Annotated in this window: 22 protein-coding genes; 1 reads left to right on the top strand and 21 read right to left on the bottom strand. The window is 63.7% G+C overall.

All coding sequences use genetic code 11. The features are described from left to right. The 15 genes from ccmE to DOU54_RS14625 all read right to left on the bottom strand — a co-directional run. A partial coding sequence (gene ccmE / locus DOU54_RS14555) for a cytochrome c maturation protein CcmE (RefSeq protein ID WP_113731476.1) occupies positions 1-350 on the bottom strand: 350 nt, incomplete at its 3' end. After that, positions 347-1510 carry a c-type cytochrome biogenesis protein CcmI gene (gene ccmI / locus DOU54_RS14560; protein WP_162749704.1) on the bottom strand — a complete coding sequence of 388 codons (1164 nt, stop codon included), beginning with the start codon at positions 1508-1510 and terminating at the stop codon, positions 347-349. The genes ccmE and ccmI, both read right to left, overlap by 4 nt. Before the next feature lie 160 nt (positions 1511-1670). Then, entirely contained in the window at positions 1671-2099 is a 429-nt protein-coding gene (locus tag DOU54_RS14565) for an RT0821/Lpp0805 family surface protein (protein ID WP_037091716.1), read from the bottom strand. 104 nt (positions 2100-2203) lie between these two features. Then, positions 2204-3604 (bottom strand): ATP-binding protein, encoded by a 1401-nt coding sequence (locus tag DOU54_RS14570; RefSeq protein ID WP_004440792.1) that lies wholly within the window; start codon positions 3602-3604, stop codon positions 2204-2206. Beyond that, on the bottom strand, positions 3594-4265 hold the full coding sequence (locus DOU54_RS14575; RefSeq protein ID WP_003509815.1) for a response regulator transcription factor: 672 nt from the start codon (positions 4263-4265) through the stop codon (positions 3594-3596). Before DOU54_RS14575 ends, DOU54_RS14570 begins: the two co-directional genes overlap by 11 nt. A 92-nt stretch (positions 4266-4357) precedes the next feature. Beyond that, the gene (locus tag DOU54_RS14580; protein WP_003497070.1) at positions 4358-4612 is read right to left on the bottom strand and encodes a hypothetical protein; all 255 of its coding nucleotides are present in this window, start codon (positions 4610-4612) and stop codon (positions 4358-4360) included. Positions 4613-4752: 140 nt separating this feature from the next. Continuing rightward, positions 4753-4959, bottom strand: a complete 207-nt coding sequence (locus tag DOU54_RS14585) for a hypothetical protein (RefSeq protein ID WP_004440775.1) — start codon at positions 4957-4959, stop codon at positions 4753-4755. A gap of 30 nt (positions 4960-4989) precedes the next feature. Then, positions 4990-8793, bottom strand: coding sequence for a baseplate multidomain protein megatron (locus DOU54_RS14590; protein ID WP_113382211.1), 3804 nt, complete (start codon positions 8791-8793; stop codon positions 4990-4992). 17 nt (positions 8794-8810) lie between these two features. Then, on the bottom strand, positions 8811-9245 hold the full coding sequence (locus DOU54_RS14595; protein ID WP_077986784.1) for an NlpC/P60 family protein: 435 nt from the start codon (positions 9243-9245) through the stop codon (positions 8811-8813). Then, complete coding sequence (locus DOU54_RS14600) at positions 9242-10126, bottom strand: phage/gene transfer agent baseplate hub protein (RefSeq protein WP_077986783.1); 885 nt, start codon at positions 10124-10126, stop codon at positions 9242-9244. Before DOU54_RS14600 ends, DOU54_RS14595 begins: the two co-directional genes overlap by 4 nt. Further along, complete coding sequence (locus tag DOU54_RS14605; RefSeq protein ID WP_077986782.1) at positions 10123-10761, bottom strand: TIGR02217 family protein; 639 nt, start codon at positions 10759-10761, stop codon at positions 10123-10125. Before DOU54_RS14605 ends, DOU54_RS14600 begins: the two co-directional genes overlap by 4 nt. 113 nt (positions 10762-10874) lie before the next feature. Continuing rightward, positions 10875-11456 carry a phage tail tape measure protein gene (locus tag DOU54_RS14610; RefSeq protein ID WP_077986781.1) on the bottom strand — a complete coding sequence of 194 codons (582 nt, stop codon included), beginning with the start codon at positions 11454-11456 and terminating at the stop codon, positions 10875-10877. Positions 11457-11500: 44 nt separating this feature from the next. Next, positions 11501-11746, bottom strand: a complete 246-nt coding sequence (locus DOU54_RS14615) for a rcc01693 family protein (RefSeq protein WP_077986780.1) — start codon at positions 11744-11746, stop codon at positions 11501-11503. After that, a complete protein-coding gene (locus tag DOU54_RS14620) occupies positions 11743-12102 on the bottom strand; it encodes a gene transfer agent family protein (RefSeq protein WP_077986779.1) in 360 nt (119 codons plus the stop codon). The genes DOU54_RS14615 and DOU54_RS14620 overlap by 4 nt, the downstream gene beginning before the upstream one ends. Next, complete coding sequence (locus tag DOU54_RS14625) at positions 12102-12509, bottom strand: phage major tail protein, TP901-1 family (RefSeq protein WP_113731469.1); 408 nt, start codon at positions 12507-12509, stop codon at positions 12102-12104. The genes DOU54_RS14620 and DOU54_RS14625 overlap by 1 nt, the downstream gene beginning before the upstream one ends. 89 nt (positions 12510-12598) lie before the next feature. Here DOU54_RS14625 and DOU54_RS14630 point away from each other — a divergent pair, with 89 nt between their 5' ends. Continuing rightward, a complete protein-coding gene (locus DOU54_RS14630) occupies positions 12599-13798 on the top strand; it encodes an MFS transporter (protein ID WP_167497209.1) in 1200 nt (399 codons plus the stop codon). 6 nt (positions 13799-13804) lie between these two features. Here the strand turns inward: DOU54_RS14630 and DOU54_RS14635 are convergent, their stop codons facing one another. The 6 genes from DOU54_RS14635 to DOU54_RS14660 all read right to left on the bottom strand — a co-directional run bounded on the left by DOU54_RS14635 (position 13805) and on the right by DOU54_RS14660 (position 17520). Beyond that, positions 13805-14200: a DUF3168 domain-containing protein gene (locus tag DOU54_RS14635; protein WP_004440751.1), complete on the bottom strand. Its 396-nt coding sequence runs from the start codon at positions 14198-14200 to the stop codon at positions 13805-13807. Further along, the gene (locus DOU54_RS14640) at positions 14197-14538 is read right to left on the bottom strand and encodes a phage head closure protein (RefSeq protein WP_004440748.1); all 342 of its coding nucleotides are present in this window, start codon (positions 14536-14538) and stop codon (positions 14197-14199) included. The genes DOU54_RS14635 and DOU54_RS14640 overlap by 4 nt, the downstream gene beginning before the upstream one ends. A 3-nt stretch (positions 14539-14541) precedes the next feature. After that, positions 14542-15111 (bottom strand): head-tail connector protein, encoded by a 570-nt coding sequence (locus DOU54_RS14645; RefSeq protein WP_113731470.1) that lies wholly within the window; start codon positions 15109-15111, stop codon positions 14542-14544. 169 nt (positions 15112-15280) lie between these two features. Continuing rightward, positions 15281-16549: a phage major capsid protein gene (locus DOU54_RS14650; RefSeq protein WP_113731471.1), complete on the bottom strand. Its 1269-nt coding sequence runs from the start codon at positions 16547-16549 to the stop codon at positions 15281-15283. A gap of 31 nt (positions 16550-16580) precedes the next feature. After that, a complete protein-coding gene (locus DOU54_RS14655; RefSeq protein WP_113731472.1) occupies positions 16581-17171 on the bottom strand; it encodes an HK97 family phage prohead protease in 591 nt (196 codons plus the stop codon). Between the two features lie 28 nt (positions 17172-17199). Beyond that, positions 17200-17520, bottom strand: a complete 321-nt coding sequence (locus DOU54_RS14660; protein ID WP_003509186.1) for a DUF6107 family protein — start codon at positions 17518-17520, stop codon at positions 17200-17202. Positions 17521-17532: the final 12 nt, after the last annotated feature.

Here is a 17532-nt window from a genome sequence, read left to right on the forward strand (position 1 = left end):
TCGGCCACGAAACCGTGGGTCGCGGCATCGAACATGCCTTCGGTCACCACGCCCTGCCCTTCGCGGAAGAGATCGGGCAGGATGCCGGTATAGCTGACCGGCACGGTCGCTTCGCCATCCGTCACCGTGAAGCTCACCGTGCGGCCCTCGCCGCGCTTGATCGACCCTTCCGCCACCAGCCCGCCAAGGCGGATGCGCGTGCCGGGGTTGACGGGCGTTTTTTCCAGATCGGCCGGCATGTAGAAATAGGCGATGGACTGGCCGAAGGCGAACATGACCAGCAGCACGGCCGCCACGATGAAGCTCATGCCGCCGCCGATGATCGCGAGTCGTTTCTGTTTGCGGGTCATTGTGTCACTCCCTGCGGCGCGGCATCCTGTTTCCCGTTCATACGGATCGGTCCGGCGGAAACGCCGAGTTCCTTCGCCAGCGCCAGAAGCTGCCTGCCCTGCTCACCCTCCGGCGGAAAAGCTTTCAGCCCCGCCCGCAGCGCCTCTCCGGCCTTGGCTTCGTTCTTCAGCACGGAATAGGCACGCACGAGCCGCATCCACCCTTCGAAATCGGCCGGGTTATCCTTCAGCTTGGCGTCAAGGCTCGCCACCATACCTTCAATCATCGCCTGCCGGTCGGTCGCCGTCATGTCTTTTGCCGCCGCCATGTCCTCGGTCGTCGGGCCGGGTGCGGCAGGCTTCGTTTCGCCGCCAGTCCGGGCAATATGCTCGCGCACCAGGGGCAGCCATGGCGCGCCAGCCGGGGCGTCTGCCGCCAGCTGAGTGAAGGCCGCGCGTGCTTCCTCCGCCTCGCCGGCCTGTTCCAGCGACAGCGCGAGATAGAAGCGGGCACGCGGGTTGCCGGGTTTCAGCTTTTCCGCCTCGGCAAATGCATCCCGCGCCGCCTCGATGACGATACCGTCATTACCGGCCACCAGCGTTTCGCCAAGGCCCGTCAGTCGTTCGGCGCTCGGGCCCAGAATGCGAAGCGCATTGCGATAGGCGAGCTCGGCGTCGCCAAGCCGCTGCATCTTGAAATAGATCGGTGCCAGAATGTCCCAGCCCGCGCCATCATCCGGGTTCTGCGCCAGATGCCTTTCGGCCCTTGCGACCAGCAGATTCATGTCGTTGCCGGGCTTTTCAAGGCGTGCCTCGAGCGGCATGTCCGGCACCTCCGGACTGCCGTTCCAGATGTAAAGACAGAGACCCAGCGCCGGCAACAGAATGGTGATCAGGCTGGCGGCGAGATTGTGCCGGCGCGGCCGGGTTTCTTTGCCGGGTTGCTCTTCCGCTTCGGCGGCGGCAAGCAGACGGCGGCCGATTTCGGCGCGGGCATAATCCGCCTCGGTCTGCCCGATCAGGCCGGCGGCGCGCTCGCGGTCCAGTTCGGCCAGCTGGTCACGATAAACGGCAACCTCACCGTCACGGCGCGTCTGCGGCGCCTCGGTCTTCCGCATCAGCGGGTACATCAGGACGATGGCAACAGCCGCCGTCAATATCGCAACGACAATCCAGAACATAAGGCTCAATTACTCGAATGCGCGGCACATGGAAACATGAAGCGCAGGGATGACGCGAATTTGAGACATCACGCCGCACCGCAGGCCGTTCCCCCGGCTGCACCGCCATGCCTCTCTTGTCATCGCAAAGGGCCCGTGACCTTGATTTGCGTCAAACCGGTTATGTCAGCGGCGACCAGCTTCCATCGGCATTGCGGCAGGCTGCGCCACGCGCCCGGGTTTCGCGTCCGTCTACCGTCAGGGTGTGCGAATATTGCCGGCAGTTCTGGTTGCCAACCTGATAGGGCGCATTGGCGACCACCTGGCCCCTGGCGTCATCGCCCGTCCAGGTGACAGGCGTGCCGACCGGGGCCGTTTCCAGCGCCTTATATTCGGCCTCCAGCGCCTTTGTCTGGTCACCCCTGTCAAGCTGCACGCCGCTTCGCCCGACAATACCGCCTTCCAGATTGGCAAGGAAGGGCGTGGAGGGCTGTGACGAACGGCCGAAAAGACCGCCGCCTGCCGGGCGGGTGCCCGTGGTGGTGCAGGCGCTCAGCATGGAAACGCACAGGATCGAGAGAAGTGCCGGGCGTGACACCAGCGAACGCATCGTCACGGAGCGGCAGCCATCATACACGTCAACCAAACCCTGTCCTCTTTCCTACCGCATTGCATCAATATACCAGCGTTGAATTTCTTGCCTTTTTTCTCGGCTCACGCAAGCTCTTTCGAAAGGCCGGGCAAAATCAGATCTGCCTTCAACCCGCCGATGGCGCTGCGCGACAGCGAAAAGCGGCCATGGTACTCTGACACCACCTCTGAAACGATCGACAATCCGAGGCCCGTGCCGGGGCGGCTCTCATCCAATCGCCGCCCACGCTTCATCGCTTCGCTGATCTGTTCCGGCTCAAGTCCCGGCCCATCATCCTCCACCGTCAGCTCCACCCAGGCGCGACGGGCGATTTCGGCGTCGGAGGATGGGTGCGTGCCGGTCGCCAGCGTAATGACCACACGTGTCTGTGCAAAACGCGCGGCATTTTCGAGAAGATTGCCGACGACCTCTTCCAGATCCTGCTGCTCCATGCCGAGTACCGCGCCGGGTTGCTCGAAATTCAGCACGAACTGCTTGTCGGGGTTCAGGCGGCGCATGACACGCACCAGCCGTTCCAGCGCCGGTTCGGCCTCCACGCGGGCAAGGATGGAGCCGCGCTGGGCGGCGATGCGGGCGCGGGAGAGATAGGATTGCACCTGCGCCTGCATGGCGTCCGCCTGAGCGCGCACAAGGTCGCCGTGCTGCGGATCGAGCGTGCGGGCTTCGTTCAGGAGAACGGCAATCGGCGTCTTCAGTGAATGGGCGAGATTGCCGACCTGCATACGGGCGCGCTCGACGAGCCTTCGGTTGCTATCGATCAGTGCGTTGACCTCGTTGGCGAGTGGCTGGATTTCGCGCGGGAATTCGCCTTCGAGGCTTTCCGCCTCTCCGCCCCTGATCTTGCCAAGTGCGACGCGAGCCTGATCGAGCGGCCGCAGACTGTAGAGAATGGCAAGACCATTGACGACAAGACTTCCGACACCAAAAACGGCAAGCGCCAGATAGAGGCTGTTGGAGAAGTCCCGCACATCGTCCTCCACGACGTTCAGATTGCCGGACACACGGAAACGCGCTGCACGCCCCTCGCCATCCAGCACGACTTCGGTTTCCGCCACCCGCACCTGATTGCCGGCCTCGTCGGTGACGGCATAAAAGCGCTCGTAGCGGTTGTCGAAGGGGGCATCGAGAATGCTCGGCACCGGAAGGGTGGAAACGCCGAGCGAGGAAGAGACCAGCGGCGCGGTCTGGAAATTTCCGAGCGGCTCGACAACCCAGTACCAGCCGGTATCGGGCTGCGAAAAGCGCAGATCGCCAAGCTGCGGGCTGCCGGCCAGCGTATTTTCGTTGGAAATCGTCACGGAATTGATGACGTTATAGAGCTGTGCCCTGAGAAGATCGGTGAAGCTGCGCTCCACGCCCTGGCGGTAAAGCGTCGAGATCACGACGGCGATCACCACCAGCGCCAGCACCGACCAGAGCGAGGCGAGCAGCAGGACGCGGGCGGTGAGAGAATTACTTCGCATCTGCCGGCGCTTGCATCCGGTAACCGAGACCACGGATCGTCTCGATCAGATCAACCCCGAGCTTCTTGCGAAGACGTCCGACAAATACCTCGATCGTGTTGGAATCGCGGTCGAAATCCTGATCGTACATATGCTCCACCAGCTCCGTGCGCGATACGACCTCACCCATGTGATGCATGAGATAGGACAGGAGCCGGAACTCGTGCGAGGTGAGTTTCAGCGTCGTGCCGTTGACGGTCGCCTTGGAGGACTTTGTGTCGAGCCGGACCGGGCCGCAGACGAGTTCGGAAGAAGCGTGGCCGGCCGCGCGGCGGATGAGCGCGCGCACGCGGGCAAGAACTTCCTCGACATGAAAGGGCTTCGTCACATAGTCATCGGCGCCGGCGTCGATGCCCGCCACCTTGTCGCTCCAGCGGTCGCGGGCGGTCAGGATGAGAACAGGCATGGCCTTTCCGGCCGCGCGCCATTTTTCGACGACGGTGATGCCATCGAGTTGCGGCAGGCCGATATCAAGAACGATGGCGTCATAGGGCTCGGTGTCACCGAGATAATGGCCTTCCTCGCCGTCGAATGCCTGATCGACGACATAACCGGCCTCCTTGAGAGCATCGGTCAGCTGACGATTGAGATTGGCATCGTCCTCAACAACGAGAATACGCATTGTCCGCCCTTTCCTGTGTCCCGGCCCGCGTGCGTGGCCGGTCATGCTAGATGTCTCGGATCGTTTTCCGATATTTCGGCGATGCGGGCAAGCTACATCGGCACGCGCATCGTCACCTTGCGCGGGCGCTCGCCATTTCCCTGGACGAGAACGGTGACGACACAGGACTGACCGTCGCCGGAAGGATAGACAGAAAGAAGCTGGCCGCCGGTTTCGCGTACAACGCGGGCCACGGCCGCGCCGCAGTCGCTGGCAGCGAGAATGTAGTGGCCCTGCAAATCAGCCTCGGGCGCCGTGAAACCGGAAAGCCCGGCTGCAAGCGTCGCGATGATGAGAGGTGATGCCATTCTACAAACTTCCACAAAAAAAACGGGTGCGTCTTGAACCGTATTGTGACCGAATATGTAGCGCAAAGCGTCTGAATGGCAAATGAATGCCGCCCCCGCAGCGGGAAGACGGAACGGGAGCGGCGCTTGCGCGGGCGGGGTCAGCGGATCGCACGGGTCGCCGAAAGGCGGCCGTAAAGCGCGATGAGACCGCCAATTCCGCCGGCCACGGTCATCAGGCCGTCGGCCAGCTCACCGTGAAGTCCGGCGGGCAGATCAAAGCCGGCAATGGTGAAAAGCGGGGCGAAGACCGCAATCAGCGCGCCCCATATCGTGCGGGATTGATACCACGGTTTGGTACTGTCCATCTTGTCGTCCTTTGCTTTGTTTTCAGGCATTTATGAAAGCGGGAGAACGGCCTGTGCCGCCACTCCCAGGGGCACCGCGCGGCCGAGCTGGCGGACTCGCACGGAAATGTGATCCCGCAGCGCCGGAAAATCTGTGAGTTCGGCTGTTGCTGGATAAAACCATAAGGGTTCCGAGACGTCGGCGGTACGCCGCACCTCGTCGCCGTCCATCACCTCCACCCGATAACGTTCGAAAGCTTCATCCAGCGGAATTTCGCTTGCGTCCCAGCCATCGGCGTCCATCCGCCCCCGGCGTTTCCAGCTGATGAGAACGCCATCCGTTTTTCGCAGGCCGGCAAGATGCACCGGCGCAAGCGGCGTCAGCGCCCGAAATCCGGCCTCGACGGAGAAAGGCCCGACCGGCGCACCGGCCTGTTCCGCTGCCTCGACAATCCAGTTCATTCGCCGGCCACGCTCTCCGGCGAGCAGACCGAGAGGCTGTACCGCGGCATCCAGAACAACCACGGGCGCCCCTGCCGGCGCACCGGTGGCCAACGCGTCTTCCGTGCCGGCAAGGCCGCGCAGGAGAACAGAAAGCCGCCAGCGCGACCTCGCGGTTTCCTCTGCCTTCGCGAAAGCGACGATTTCCCAGACACCATTCGCCCCCCTCACGGCGATGCGGTTCTCGCCGTTCAGCACCGAAAGCGGTTCGGCCGATGCAACTTCGCCGAAAGGCAGATCGAGCACGATGGTATTTGCACGGTCGAAGCGACCGGAGGGCCCAGGCTTCAGCGGCATTGCCAGCGTTGCGATCCTGGCCGGACGGTCTAGCACGACGCGCTGGCCGTATCCTTCCGTGCCTGATGAGGCCGAGACGACGATGTGCCGCCAGGGTTTCGCGAAGGCGGCAACTCGCGCCGACTGCTCGGCCGCCGCACCGTCCTGATACGGCAGATCGAGAAACAGCACTTCCGGCGCGAAACCCTCGCTGCCGCTTGCGCCACGGGCACGTCGCTCGTCCGCCACACCGGCAAAAGTTGACAAGGCCGGGGAAAAGGCCCGCGCTTCCACCTGCCGCACCGCACCATCCTCGATACGGCTGACCATGAACCGACCTGCGGGCGCCTGCGGAAAGGCATCCGTGGAGAGACGGATGCAGTCGCCCGGCTCCAGCGCAATCTGCCCCGGCGGCAGGGCAAAACGCAGGCTGCGCCGTGCCTGGCGGCTGTCGCGCAAGGCCGCCTCGATCGCCGCTTGCGCCGTTTCCGAAGATAGAGCGGCGTTGAGATCGAGCCGCATGACACGGCTGCCGGCATTCTCCACGCGCCGCGAACGCACGCTCGCCTGCTCGTAGTCCAGCGCCGGGTTGAACGAGGTCAGAACGGCTTCCGCGGGGAAATCGCTGTCGTGGCCGCGATTTTCCGACCACAGCGGTTCACCCTCCAGATCGGCGAGAATGGAAATATCCCGAACGGGCGTGACAGCCCCGTTGCGGGAGCGGAAACGCAGGGTGCCGGCATCCTCCGCCACATCCAGCTGAAATGCCGCGATCAGCGGCTCCAGCAGGCTGCGGGCCGAAGTTACCTCGCCTTGCACATAACCGATGAGATCGCCGCTGATGGCGGAGACGTCGAAAGCGGAAAAGCCGTGATCCGTCAAAATGGCGGCGATGGTGTCGGCAAGCGTCGCCGTTCCCAGCCGGCCGTTCAGCCAATGGCCCGTGCGCCAGTTACCGCCATCGCTCCACGTCGCACCGTTTTGCGGAAAGGCCGGGAAAGGCCGCGCATCCCAGGTCCACAGATAGATCCGGCTCGTATCCACCATCGCGGCATCGCCATTTTCCCAGTGCCCCAGATGCGCCTCCAGAAAACGCCGCTGCTGGCTGTCCGCCCTGCTTTTGCGGGAAAAATGGGGAAAGGCGTTTTCCGCCGATTTCGGATCGGGAAAGACATTGGGGCGTGTCGCGCTCTTGTCCACCGCCGGGCAGCCGAGTTCCGTGAACCAGATGGGCTTCGAGCCCGGCCTCCATACGGTCGGCGTGGTGCTCTCCTTCCCGCCGGGCCGATCGTAATGGAGATTTTCCCACCAGTTTCGAAGGTCCTTGTAGCGGAATACCCATGGCTTTGCCGTTGTGCCATCGGCAATGGGGGTTCGCCGCCGGGCCGTGCGGTCGGCTTCGCTTGCATAAAACCAGTCGAAACCCTCGCCAGCCGTAACGGCGCGGCGGAAGGCCACAGCGTCATCCGGGCCGGTCATGCCGTCAGGATTGCCGTTTGCGGCATCTTCGTCGCGCCAGTCGGAGAGCGGCATGTAATTGTCGATGCCAATGGCGTCGATGTCGGGGCTCGCCCAGAGCGGATCGAGATGGAAGAACACGTCCCCCGAGCCGTCGTCCGGCTGGTGACCGAAATATTCGCTCCAGTCCGCAGCATAGGTTAGTTTCGTCGCCCTTCCGACGACAGCCCGTACATCGCGCGCGAGCCGCACCAGCGCCTCCACGAAGGGAAAGGCGCCGTTGTCGTCGCGCAACCCCGTCAGCCCCCGCAGTTCGGAACCGATCAGGAAGGCGTCGACGCCTCCCGCTTTTACCGAAAGGTCGGCGTAATGCAGCACCATGCGTCGATAGCCCTCGGCGCGGGAACAGAAACGATCGATCTCCAGCCGCGCACCGGCGGTACGATCGGCCGATCCGGGCCTCCCGGGTGCGGGAAAGCAGGTGATGCGCCCCCGCCAGGCATAGGCGTCCTGTTCGGCCTTGCCATAGGGATCCGGCAGGCCGTTGCCCGCCGGCACGTCCATCATCACAAAGGGATAAAGGCAGACCTTCAGGCCCCGCGCCTTGAGGTCGGCTATCGCCTGCAGCACACCTTCATCATTCGGCGTGCCGCCATAGGCGGGACCGCCATGATGATGGCTGACCGGATGCGCCCCGGCGCGTGTCAGGCCGGCAACGGACCACGGCGTCGTCTCGCCCTCCCGGTCCCCCACTTCAACACCCGGCAGGATGCGGCATTCGCCCGCCCGCATATCCGTGCCGAACCAGCTCACCACCAGCGCCACGCTTTGAAGAGCGGGGCAAAGCGCCTGCAATTCATCGATGGCAGCGCGCCAGTCCGTCTCGGCCGTCAGGCCGTTACGGTTCATCACGCGGCTTTCACCCATGGCCGTATGCTCGGAAACCGGCACCGTTGCGTAACCATGTTCGGTTGCGCCCGGAATGACGGTCACGGCGCGGATCGACTTCTCCAGCCCGCCGACCGGCCGCGCCACCTCGAACTGCATGAGCGGAATGCGGTTGCCATAGGCTTCAAGCGGCAGGCGCTCGATGACCACATAAGCGAGGCCGCGAAAGGCGGGAGCATTGCCGCTCCCCTGTTTCGCCTCGATCAGCGGATCGGGCAATTGCGTTTCGCTGCCGGGATAAAAGCGCATCTCGATGCCGGTCAGGTCAATTTCGCGCCCATCGGCCCAGACGCGCCGCACGAAGGCCGCCTCCCCCTCGCAGAGACCGATGGCGAGATTGGCGAAATATCGATAGGTTTCCGTCCTTGGGCCGCGGTTGCCTTTGCCACCACGTCTCTGCACGACACGGCTTTCTTCGAAACGTGTCGCCCAGATCAGGGTGCCGCCGATCCTCGCCGTACCGTAAAGCCGGTTTATCGCGGCGCCTTCATCCGCACCGGGAATACGCGCGGCCGAGAGCCGTGCCCCGGACACGGTACGACCGTCTGAAAGCAAGGCGCGATCCACGGCGTTGCCAGCCAGCGCGCCGGCCGCACGCCCGATGATCGCTCCCACGGGCCCAAAAATACCGCCGAGCGCCGCACCTGCTGCCTGAAATAGTATGGTTGCCATGCCTGCCTCAAAAAATCTCAGGGATCGGGAAAGCGGAAAATGCCGGCGATGCGCCGTTTCCAGCATGGCACCAAGGCGGAACGCACCACCGCCGCCTGCTCATAAGCGTGGATGAAATGCCGGGATTCCGCGAGGATGCCGAGATGTTTAGCCGCCGCATCGGCCCGCCAGCGGAACAGCAGCAGGTCTCCGGGCTTTGCCCCGTCCAGGCCCGAAACGTCGGGAAAATGACGTTGCACGGCCGCCATCAGCCGGTCCTCACCACAGCGCTCGGCCCAGTCAGGCGCATAGGGCGGCGGAAGTTCCGGTTCGCTGCCGTAGAGTTCGCGCCAGACGCCTCGGATCAGGCCGAGACAATCGCAGCCAACGCCCCTTAGCGACGCCTGATGCCGATAGGGTGTGCCGATCCACGGCTCGGCCAGCGCCAGCACCTTGTCTCCCGTCTCGCTCATGGGAACAAGGCCCCGCCATCGTGGGTGTGACCACCGCTGGCATAAGAATAGGCGAAATCAGCCCCTGGAAGATGGGGAAATCCCCTGAAATTCAGCTGATTGGCGAATGTATGCCTGCATGTGGCGAAGCTCTTGTCGCAACCGGCCGTGACGGAAAAGCTGTCTCCCGGCAACGGTGCCTCATCCGGTGGAAGCCAGAAAGAAAGAAGCGCGCCGCCATTGCGCTGCTCATGACCATCGAGATCGAACCCGCGCCCGGCAAGCGGACCGGTGAGAAAATGCACCTTTCCCCCGTTGAAAAAACCATCCGGGAAAGCATCGAGCCCGGTTGCGACGAGATTGCCGGCCGCGTCCACCGCCGCCACCCGGCCATTGCCGGTGAACCGCGCCAGAGCCACGCCGCAGCGTGCGTCTCCCAGCGCGGCATCGCAGCGCCGTCCATAAACCCGCCCCTGCGGCTGGCTGAGGCGATGGGCGAAACTGCGCAGCTCGGCGCGAAAGGACCCGCCCGCCCGGGTTACGTCGCCGATCTCGCGCAGGGAGAGAAGCACATGCTCTTCCGGAGCCTGCCAGTTGACGAGGTAAAGCTCCACTCTCGCTCCGTCGAAACGGCCGGCGGCAAGATCCTCTTCCGAAATCGCCTCGCTGGAAAAACCGCCTGCCACTTCACCTGCGCCGGCGCCGAGCCCGGTTTCGCTGTCATTATCGCTGGCCGAAAAACCGCTGGCGGCCAGAAAGGCCGTGCCGGCGAAGAAAAGCGCCTCGTCATGATCGGTGAATCCGATTTCGGCGCCATCCTTCAACGTCACTTTCCAGCAATGGCAAGTGGTCGTGGCATCGCTTTCAAGATGCCCGGCAAGGGCGGGAGCGATCGTTTTCATGGCTGGATTTCCATCAGCGGAATGGCGGGAATTCGCCCGGCTTCGAAGGCGGTGAGGTTGATGTCGATGCGGTCGGTCGCGAACCGTACCGGTACATCGAATTCATAGCCGGCACGGACCACCGCACCGGCGGGCGGAACCTTTCCGGAACCGAATGTCACCATACCGGTCGCGTAATCGCAGGACATATCCGAAGCGGATACGGGCACACCCTCGACCGATACGAGGACGGAGCCCTCGGCAGGCTTTTCCACCCGGCGGGTGAAGAAGCCACCCGCATCGGCATAGGTCTTGACCAGTTGAAACCGCACCGTGACGCCATCACCCACGCCGATCCTCTGATCGGTCGATGCCGGCGTGTCTCCCGGCGGGCAGGATTTGAAGTCCACGGGATCGCGAAAACGAAAGCCGTAAAGCTCGCCGCGCCGCGCTTCGAAAAAGGCCAGCACCTCATAGAGATCGGTGAGCGAGCGGATGCCCGAGCCGGCGTCATAGGCACGCCTGGCATTTCGCCAGCGCTGATTGCGGCTTTCCCGCCCATTGGAAAGATTGACGATGTCGGTCCGTCTCACCGGCCCGCCGCTCACACCGAGCGCCAGCCGGAGCGGAAACCGCACTTCATGAAATGCCACCATGTCGTTGTTCCTGGATTCATTTCGCTGTTCGGGGTGTGCCGGCCGCAGGCCCTCATCCTTCGCGGTTTGTCCATGCTCGGCAGGCCGGTCGGGACAGGGACAAGGTCTGCATATTACAGTCCACGCTGGCCGCGCCCGACGCTGCGCGCCAGCATTGCGGCAATCTGGCCTTCGCTTTTGCGGAAGCTTGCCGCATCCGTCGCCGTGACGTTGAAAATGATCTGGGACCCGCCGCCGGCGGAAGGCGCCGCAACACCGAGTGCACCATCCGGGCCGCGCTTCAGAGGCAATATGGCTTCCGCCCCTGCTTCTCCCATCAGGCCAAGCCCGCCGTCCATGGGAAAAAACGCCGGGCTGGAGACGACACCACCCTCGGCGAAAGGCGTGACGCTGCGCCCCGGCATCCCGCCATCCGCGAAGGCGAAGAGCGAGCCGCCGCCGTTCAACAACCCGCCGACGGCATTGCCAATCATGGCCTCAAAGGGTTTGAGCCCGGCGGAAAGCGCGATGCCCGACAGCCGCTGCCCAAGGCCGCGCAGCACATCGTCCAGCCCTTTGCCGCCTGTCGTTGCCGCCTGCAGTGCAGACGTCAGCGCCGCTCCGAACCGTTCGGAGCGGCGTTCGAGATCGCCCATCACTTCGGACAGGGCTTCCGCCTCCTCCCGATTTTCCGCGATCGATCCTTCACCCGCCATCGTACCTGCCTTTCCGATTCAAACTGGAGCTTCAAGTATTTGAATTAAAACATCTTCGCGAAACGATGATCGGATGCCTCCCTGTCGGGAAAACGCCGCATCATCGCCTCCATCTCCTGTCGATCGGGGCCGTGTGAACCGGAGCGCACGCCGCCCGTCATGGCGAAAAACTCTCTGGGCGTCAGCCGCCAGAAGACTTCGGAAGAAAGCCGCAGTAGGCAGAAACCCGCATGGAGAACCGCATCCCAGGGAAAAGGGCGCGGCGTCGCATCGCCTGCTGCGGCATTCAGGGGTCCCGCGGCGTCTCCCCTTTCAAACCGCCGAAGGTGGCGGTCAGAAGTTCGGCGACGATGGCGGCATGGCCGACAATGCCACCCTCCACCGTGGCGCTGGCAACATCCTCATCCGAAAAAACATTGCCGGCGCCGCGCAACCCCGCGCCGATCACCCGGATCATGTCGGTGGCCTTCATGCGTCCGCTCGCAAAACGTTCGGCAAGCGCTGTCAGGTCATCGACTTCGAAGGCGGTTTCGAGCTCGGCAAGCGCGCCGAGCGTCAGGCACAATATGCGCCTCTCGCCGTCGAACAGCGCTTCGATCTCGCCGCGATGGCGGTTCGCCCGCCCGTAACGCAACCCTTGCGGCATCACAGCGCTCCAAAGGTCAAAAGACCGGCCGATTCCAGCGCGATCTCAAATTGCACTTCGCCATCGTGACGGCCGGAATACTCCAGCGCCACGATCTGGAACGGCCCGACAATCGCGCCGAAATCGGGTATGACGATCTGCCAGCCGGGAATGGTGCCCGCGAAAAACGCGCCCCGCACGAGCGCATCGCTCGCCGCATCCTTGAATATGCCTGACGCCGTCAGCGCGGCCCTTTGCACGCCGGCACCCGCCAGCAACTCGCGCCAGCGCCCAACGCTTTCCCCATCGGTAACGTCCACCGCCTGGGCGTTAAAGGCCAGCCGCCGCGTTCTGAGCCCGGCAACAGTGACATATGTTCCGGCATTGTTGAATTTCAGCAGAAAATCCTTGCCCTTCTGCGCCACCATCCTGTTTCCTTCCGTTTCGATTGCGGTTGCAGGGTGTTGCGGGCCTGCGACCAAAAATGTTCCTTGCCCTCGCATTGTGCGATCTTGCCATGTCCGATGCTGCTTCCCCGACGTTCCGTACACGCCTTATCGGCGTGCTGGCGCTTGGGCAGGTCGTCAGCTGGGGTTCCGGTTTCGACATGCTGGCCATTCTCGGTCCACGAATGGGCAGCGAACTCGCCATCGCCAACGAAGTCGTTTTTGCAGGCCTGACCGTGATGATGACCATCAGTGCGCTTTGCGGGCCGCTGCTCGGGCGGATGCTTGTGCGCCACGGCGCAGCGCCGGTGCTGGTCAGCGGCACCCTGCTTTTTGCCTGCGGCTTTGCGCTGCTTGCTTTTGCAGGCGGCGTGACAAGCTATCTGCTGGGCTGGGCGGTGATGGGCTTTGCCGGCGCGTGCGGGCTGACAACGGCGGCACACACCGCCGTGGTGGAGCGCGTCGGGGCGGAAAGCGGTCGATCCCTGACGCTGCTGATGGTCTTTACCGGCCTTTCGGCGGCCGTGTTCCTGCCCGTCACAGCCTTTGCGGAGCAGCATCTCGGCTGGCGCGGCACCCTCATCCTCTACGGCTGTCTGCAGCTGTTCCTGCTTCTGCCGCTTTACCTCTTCGTTCTTCCGAAGAGAAAGGGCGGCAATCCAGGCCAGCGCCCGCATCCTGGCGAAATCCCGGCCTCGCCGGTGGATACGCGGCGCGCCTTCCTGCTTCTGGCGGCAATGACCACGCTCAGCGCCTTCACCGCCTTTGGCTTCTCGCCGCTTCTGCCTTTGCTTCTCGTGCATTCAGGCGCATCGCAAGCGCTTGCAATCCAGCTGGCATCGGTGCGCAGCGTGCTGGCGATTACCGCGCGCGGGCTAGATTTCCTGCTGGGAAAACGCGGCAATCCCTTCATCACCTGCCTGATCGGCCTCTGTCTTCTGCTGACATCCTTTCTGGTCCTGCTCGTCTTTTCTCCGGCCATACCAGCCTTTGCCGGCTTCATCGCCCTGTTCGGGTTTGGCGCGGGTGTGCTGACGGTCAGCCGCGCCGTTCTGCCACTTGCAGTGTTTTCTCCGCAGCAATACGGCCTTCAGGCCGCACGGATTTCGCTTCCGCAAAATCTCGCCATCGCCTTTGCACCTGTCATTTTCAGCATGGCGCTCGATCGCGGCGGTGTGGCGGCGATGCTTGGCATCGCTTCCATCCTGATCACCCTGTCGCTGCTGCTGCTGATCCTGCTGTGGAAAACCGTGGCCGGCCAGAAAGCGTAAGGCCCTTTATTCCGTTACCGCCCTGAACCGCATTTCAAGGACGAAGTTCCGTGACTTCGCCTCACGGCGGGAGCGGCTGGACAGCATGTGCATGTTGACGAGCGAAAAGCCGACGAGCGGCAGCGCGGCATCATCAAGCAGCGCTTTTACCCTTGCGGCGATCTCACCCGTGGATCTGCGGCGATTGGCATCACCCCAGATTTGCAGCGTCAGAAAATGCTCCTCCGCGCTTTCCGTCGCCGTCGAATAATCGCGGGTCTCGACCTCGTCGAAGACAATACATGGCAAAAGGCCACGCGTCAGAAGCCGGTCGACGATGCCGCCGGGGTTGAGGTCTGCCAATTCGGCATCGCCAGCGAGCTTTGCGACGATCGCCTGAAGAAGCGGGTTCGCGGCGCTCATCGGTTTTCCTCTTCGCAACGGCAGACGATGAAGCGGCGGGTTTCGTCGGGATCCATCGCCGTTCGGATGTTGAGGATGCGCGACCCCTTGCGAAAGCGCATCCCGGTGCCGATGTCGATGTCGTTGCGCCAGGCGAGCCAGACACGATGGGTAATCGTCGCCCCCTCGGCCGAAGCCCGCTCGTGCGAGGCTTCGGAAACCGGCTCGATGGCGCCCCACAACGCGCGCACGGCCTTCCAGCTTTCGGCGGCGCCGCCCTGTCCATCAGGCGTTTCCGACCGCACTTCCAGTTCCAGTCGCGCCGTCAGCCTGCCAGGATCAAGAAAGACGAGGTTCATGGCCTAAAGCCCCAGACGGCAGAAAGGAGACACCAGCCGCTCATAACCAGCCGGAACGGCGGCCGGCTGGTTTTCCGGCGCGACGGCGCCGCGAAAGGCGAACATCTGCGCCACATGCATCAGCATGGCGCGTTTCAGCGTATCGGGCACATCCGTCCCGGCCTCGCCATGACCGGCGGTGAAATCGATCTCGATGCCATTCAGCTCCCGTTCCGGGGCCGGCGGTTCGCGCAGCCACAGCCGTGCCGGCCGCGCCGCGCCGTCGAGCAGCTTTTCGGTGGCGGTGATGTCTGCCACGCGCCCCTGCCCGTCGAAAACCAGAATCGTTTCGATGGCTTGCACCGGCGTCTTGCCAATCAGAATCACGCCCGTTTCGGGCCACCGATCGAGATAAAGCCGCCAGGTCTGGCGCAGGAGGCACAGCCCGGTGGTGCGTTCCAGATGCTCGCGGGCCGCGCGTATCAACGCGGCAAGCAAGGTGTCCTCGTCACCGCTGTCGAGACGCAGATGCGCCTTGACGTCGGCAAGGGTCAACGGCTCCGCCTGCGGCGGATGGATGAGGGCATAGGTCATGGGGTCTCCGGAGATTAGGGCGAGCGGCTGCGTCTTTCGCCTTCTTCCCGCCGGGAGAAGATCGCGGCAGCGGGTTGAGGGGGCAAGGGTCGGGGTAAACCGAGAGCTTGCCCCCTCATCTGCCCTGTCGGGCATCGGCGGGGGAAGAAACGCGCGGCACCGTCGAGGTTCAATTCACCCCGAACTTCACCAGCTTGATCGCCTCGAAATTCTGCACGCCGCCGCCCACGCGTTTGGTGGTGTAGAAAAGCACATAGGGTTTGGCCGAATAAGGATCGCGCAGGATGCGGACGCCGGTTCGGTCAACGATGAGGTAACCGGCGCGGAAATCCCCGAAGGCGATGGCGAAGCTGTTGGCCGCCACATTGGGCATGTCCTCGGCTTCCGTCACCGGAAAGCCCATCAGCGAGGCGGGCTGACCGACGGCAGCCGGCGGATGCCAAAGATAGGCGCCGGTCGTGTCCTTGAAGCGTCGAAGCGCACCCTGCGTCTTGCGGTTCATCAGGAAGGTGCCGTTCTGGCGATGGCCGGCCTTCAACGCATAGATGGCGTCGAGCAGCACGTCCATGGGACCGGCGGAGGAAAAGCCCGCCGATACGCCGGTCGCGACATAACCGATATTGCCCCAGCTCCAGTCGTTATTGGCAACGGTCGTATAGGCGAGGAACCCCCTGGGCTTGTTGATGCCGTCGCCGCCAACGAAAGCCGCCGCCTCCTGTTCGGCGAATGCGATGTCGACCTCGGATGCGATCCACGCCTCGATATCGACCGCCGCGTCGTCCAGCAGGCCCTGGGTGGCGGCAGGCATGGCATAAAGCTCCATGGTCGGGAAAGAAAGCTCCGACAGTTTCGGCGTCGCCGTTTCCGGGCGCGCCGACGTTTCCGAAACCCAGCCGGTGGCGAGCCCGCCGGTGGCGAAGGGTTTTTTCAGCACGGCAGCGGAAACCTGTCGCACCGTGGCGAGCGCCCGGACAGGCGAAATCGCCGTCATGCGCCGGCCGATCTCGCCATCCGTCTCGGTCGGAAGAAGAAAGCCACCGTCCGCCCCGGCCGAGCCGGCAAAGGCCTTTGCCTCGAGATCGCGCAGCGCGGCTTCCTCGCCCCGGCGGATATAGGCCTCGAAAGCGGTCTTGTGCTCTTCGGCATCCTGCGACAGCGTGTCCTTCCGGCCGAGCGCGGGCCGCGCCTTCTTCAAAGCCAGATCGTCCATGAGCCTGCGGTTGTCGTCGAGCGCCCTGTCGATGCGGTCGAGCTTGTCGCGGGTCACGACATCAGCCCCCATCTTGCGCTCGATATCGGCAAGCCGCTGATCGTTGGTCTCACGGAAGGCTTCGAAGGCCTCCATGAACTCGTCGAAGGCGGCCGTCATCGTATCGGGGACGGCCTTCAACTGCGGCGCAACCGTCATCGGGGCCGGTGTCGTTGTCTGCTCTGTCATGTGGTTTTCCTTGTTGCGGTTTGTCCGGAAATCAGCGTTTGAAGGCGGTATCGAAAAGCGAACGGGCGGCGCGGCGCATGCTGCGCACCAGTTCGGTGTCGCGGTCGCGGAAGAAGCGGGCATGCTTGACATCGGAGACGCGAGCCGAGGGAAGCATCGGAAAAGTCACGACGGAGATCTCCCAGAGATCGGCCTCCAGAATGCGCCGGACGCCGGCGCGGGCCGCCTTGCCGGAAAGCCCTTCCCTACTCGAACGAACCGTGCGGAAACCGATGGACAGCCCGTCCAGAGCGCCGGTCTTCATCAGCGAATGGACCTCCCTCGACCGGGCGACGCCGGGCGAGAGGATACCCTCGACATAAAGGCCACGCTCATCCTCGCGGATGGTGCGCCAGGCGCCGATAGGCTGGGCCGGATCGTGCTGGTAGAGCATGCGGATACCGGACGCACCGCGCTCCTCGATGGAGCGGCGGAAGGCGCCGCGCTCGATCACATCGCGGCCGAGATCGATCTCGCCAAAAACGCTGGCGTAACCGGAAAAAGTGCCGTCGCCGGCAATGCCGCGCAGTTCCAGATTGGCGAATTTACGCGTGGCGGGACGCGGCCCGCGATAGGCGTGCATGGGTAACTCCTGCAATGTGAGGGGAATATCAGGCGCGCGGGCGGGCGCTGTAACGGTCGGCGATGCGCACCAGCACGCCCAACCCCCACCAGGCCCCCATGCTGGCGGCGGCGGAACCCGCCACCATGATTTCGCGACCGGAGAGCGCACCGGCAATATCAAGCTGCTGCACGATCCACAGGCCGATAGGCCCGCCGAAGATCATGCCGCAGGAGACGCCGGTGATAAAACGGCTCGCGGCCTCGCGTTTGCTTTTCGGCAGGAGATAAACGAGCGATACACCCGCGCCCGCCACGGCGCCGGTGATGCGGGCGGCCCAGATGCCGGCCTCATTGGCGAATTCAGACATGGGTAATCATTC

Source organism: Agrobacterium sp. MS2 (genome assembly GCF_003261015.1).
In the GTDB taxonomy this organism is placed as follows: Bacteria; Pseudomonadota; Alphaproteobacteria; order Rhizobiales; family Rhizobiaceae; genus Agrobacterium; species Agrobacterium pusense.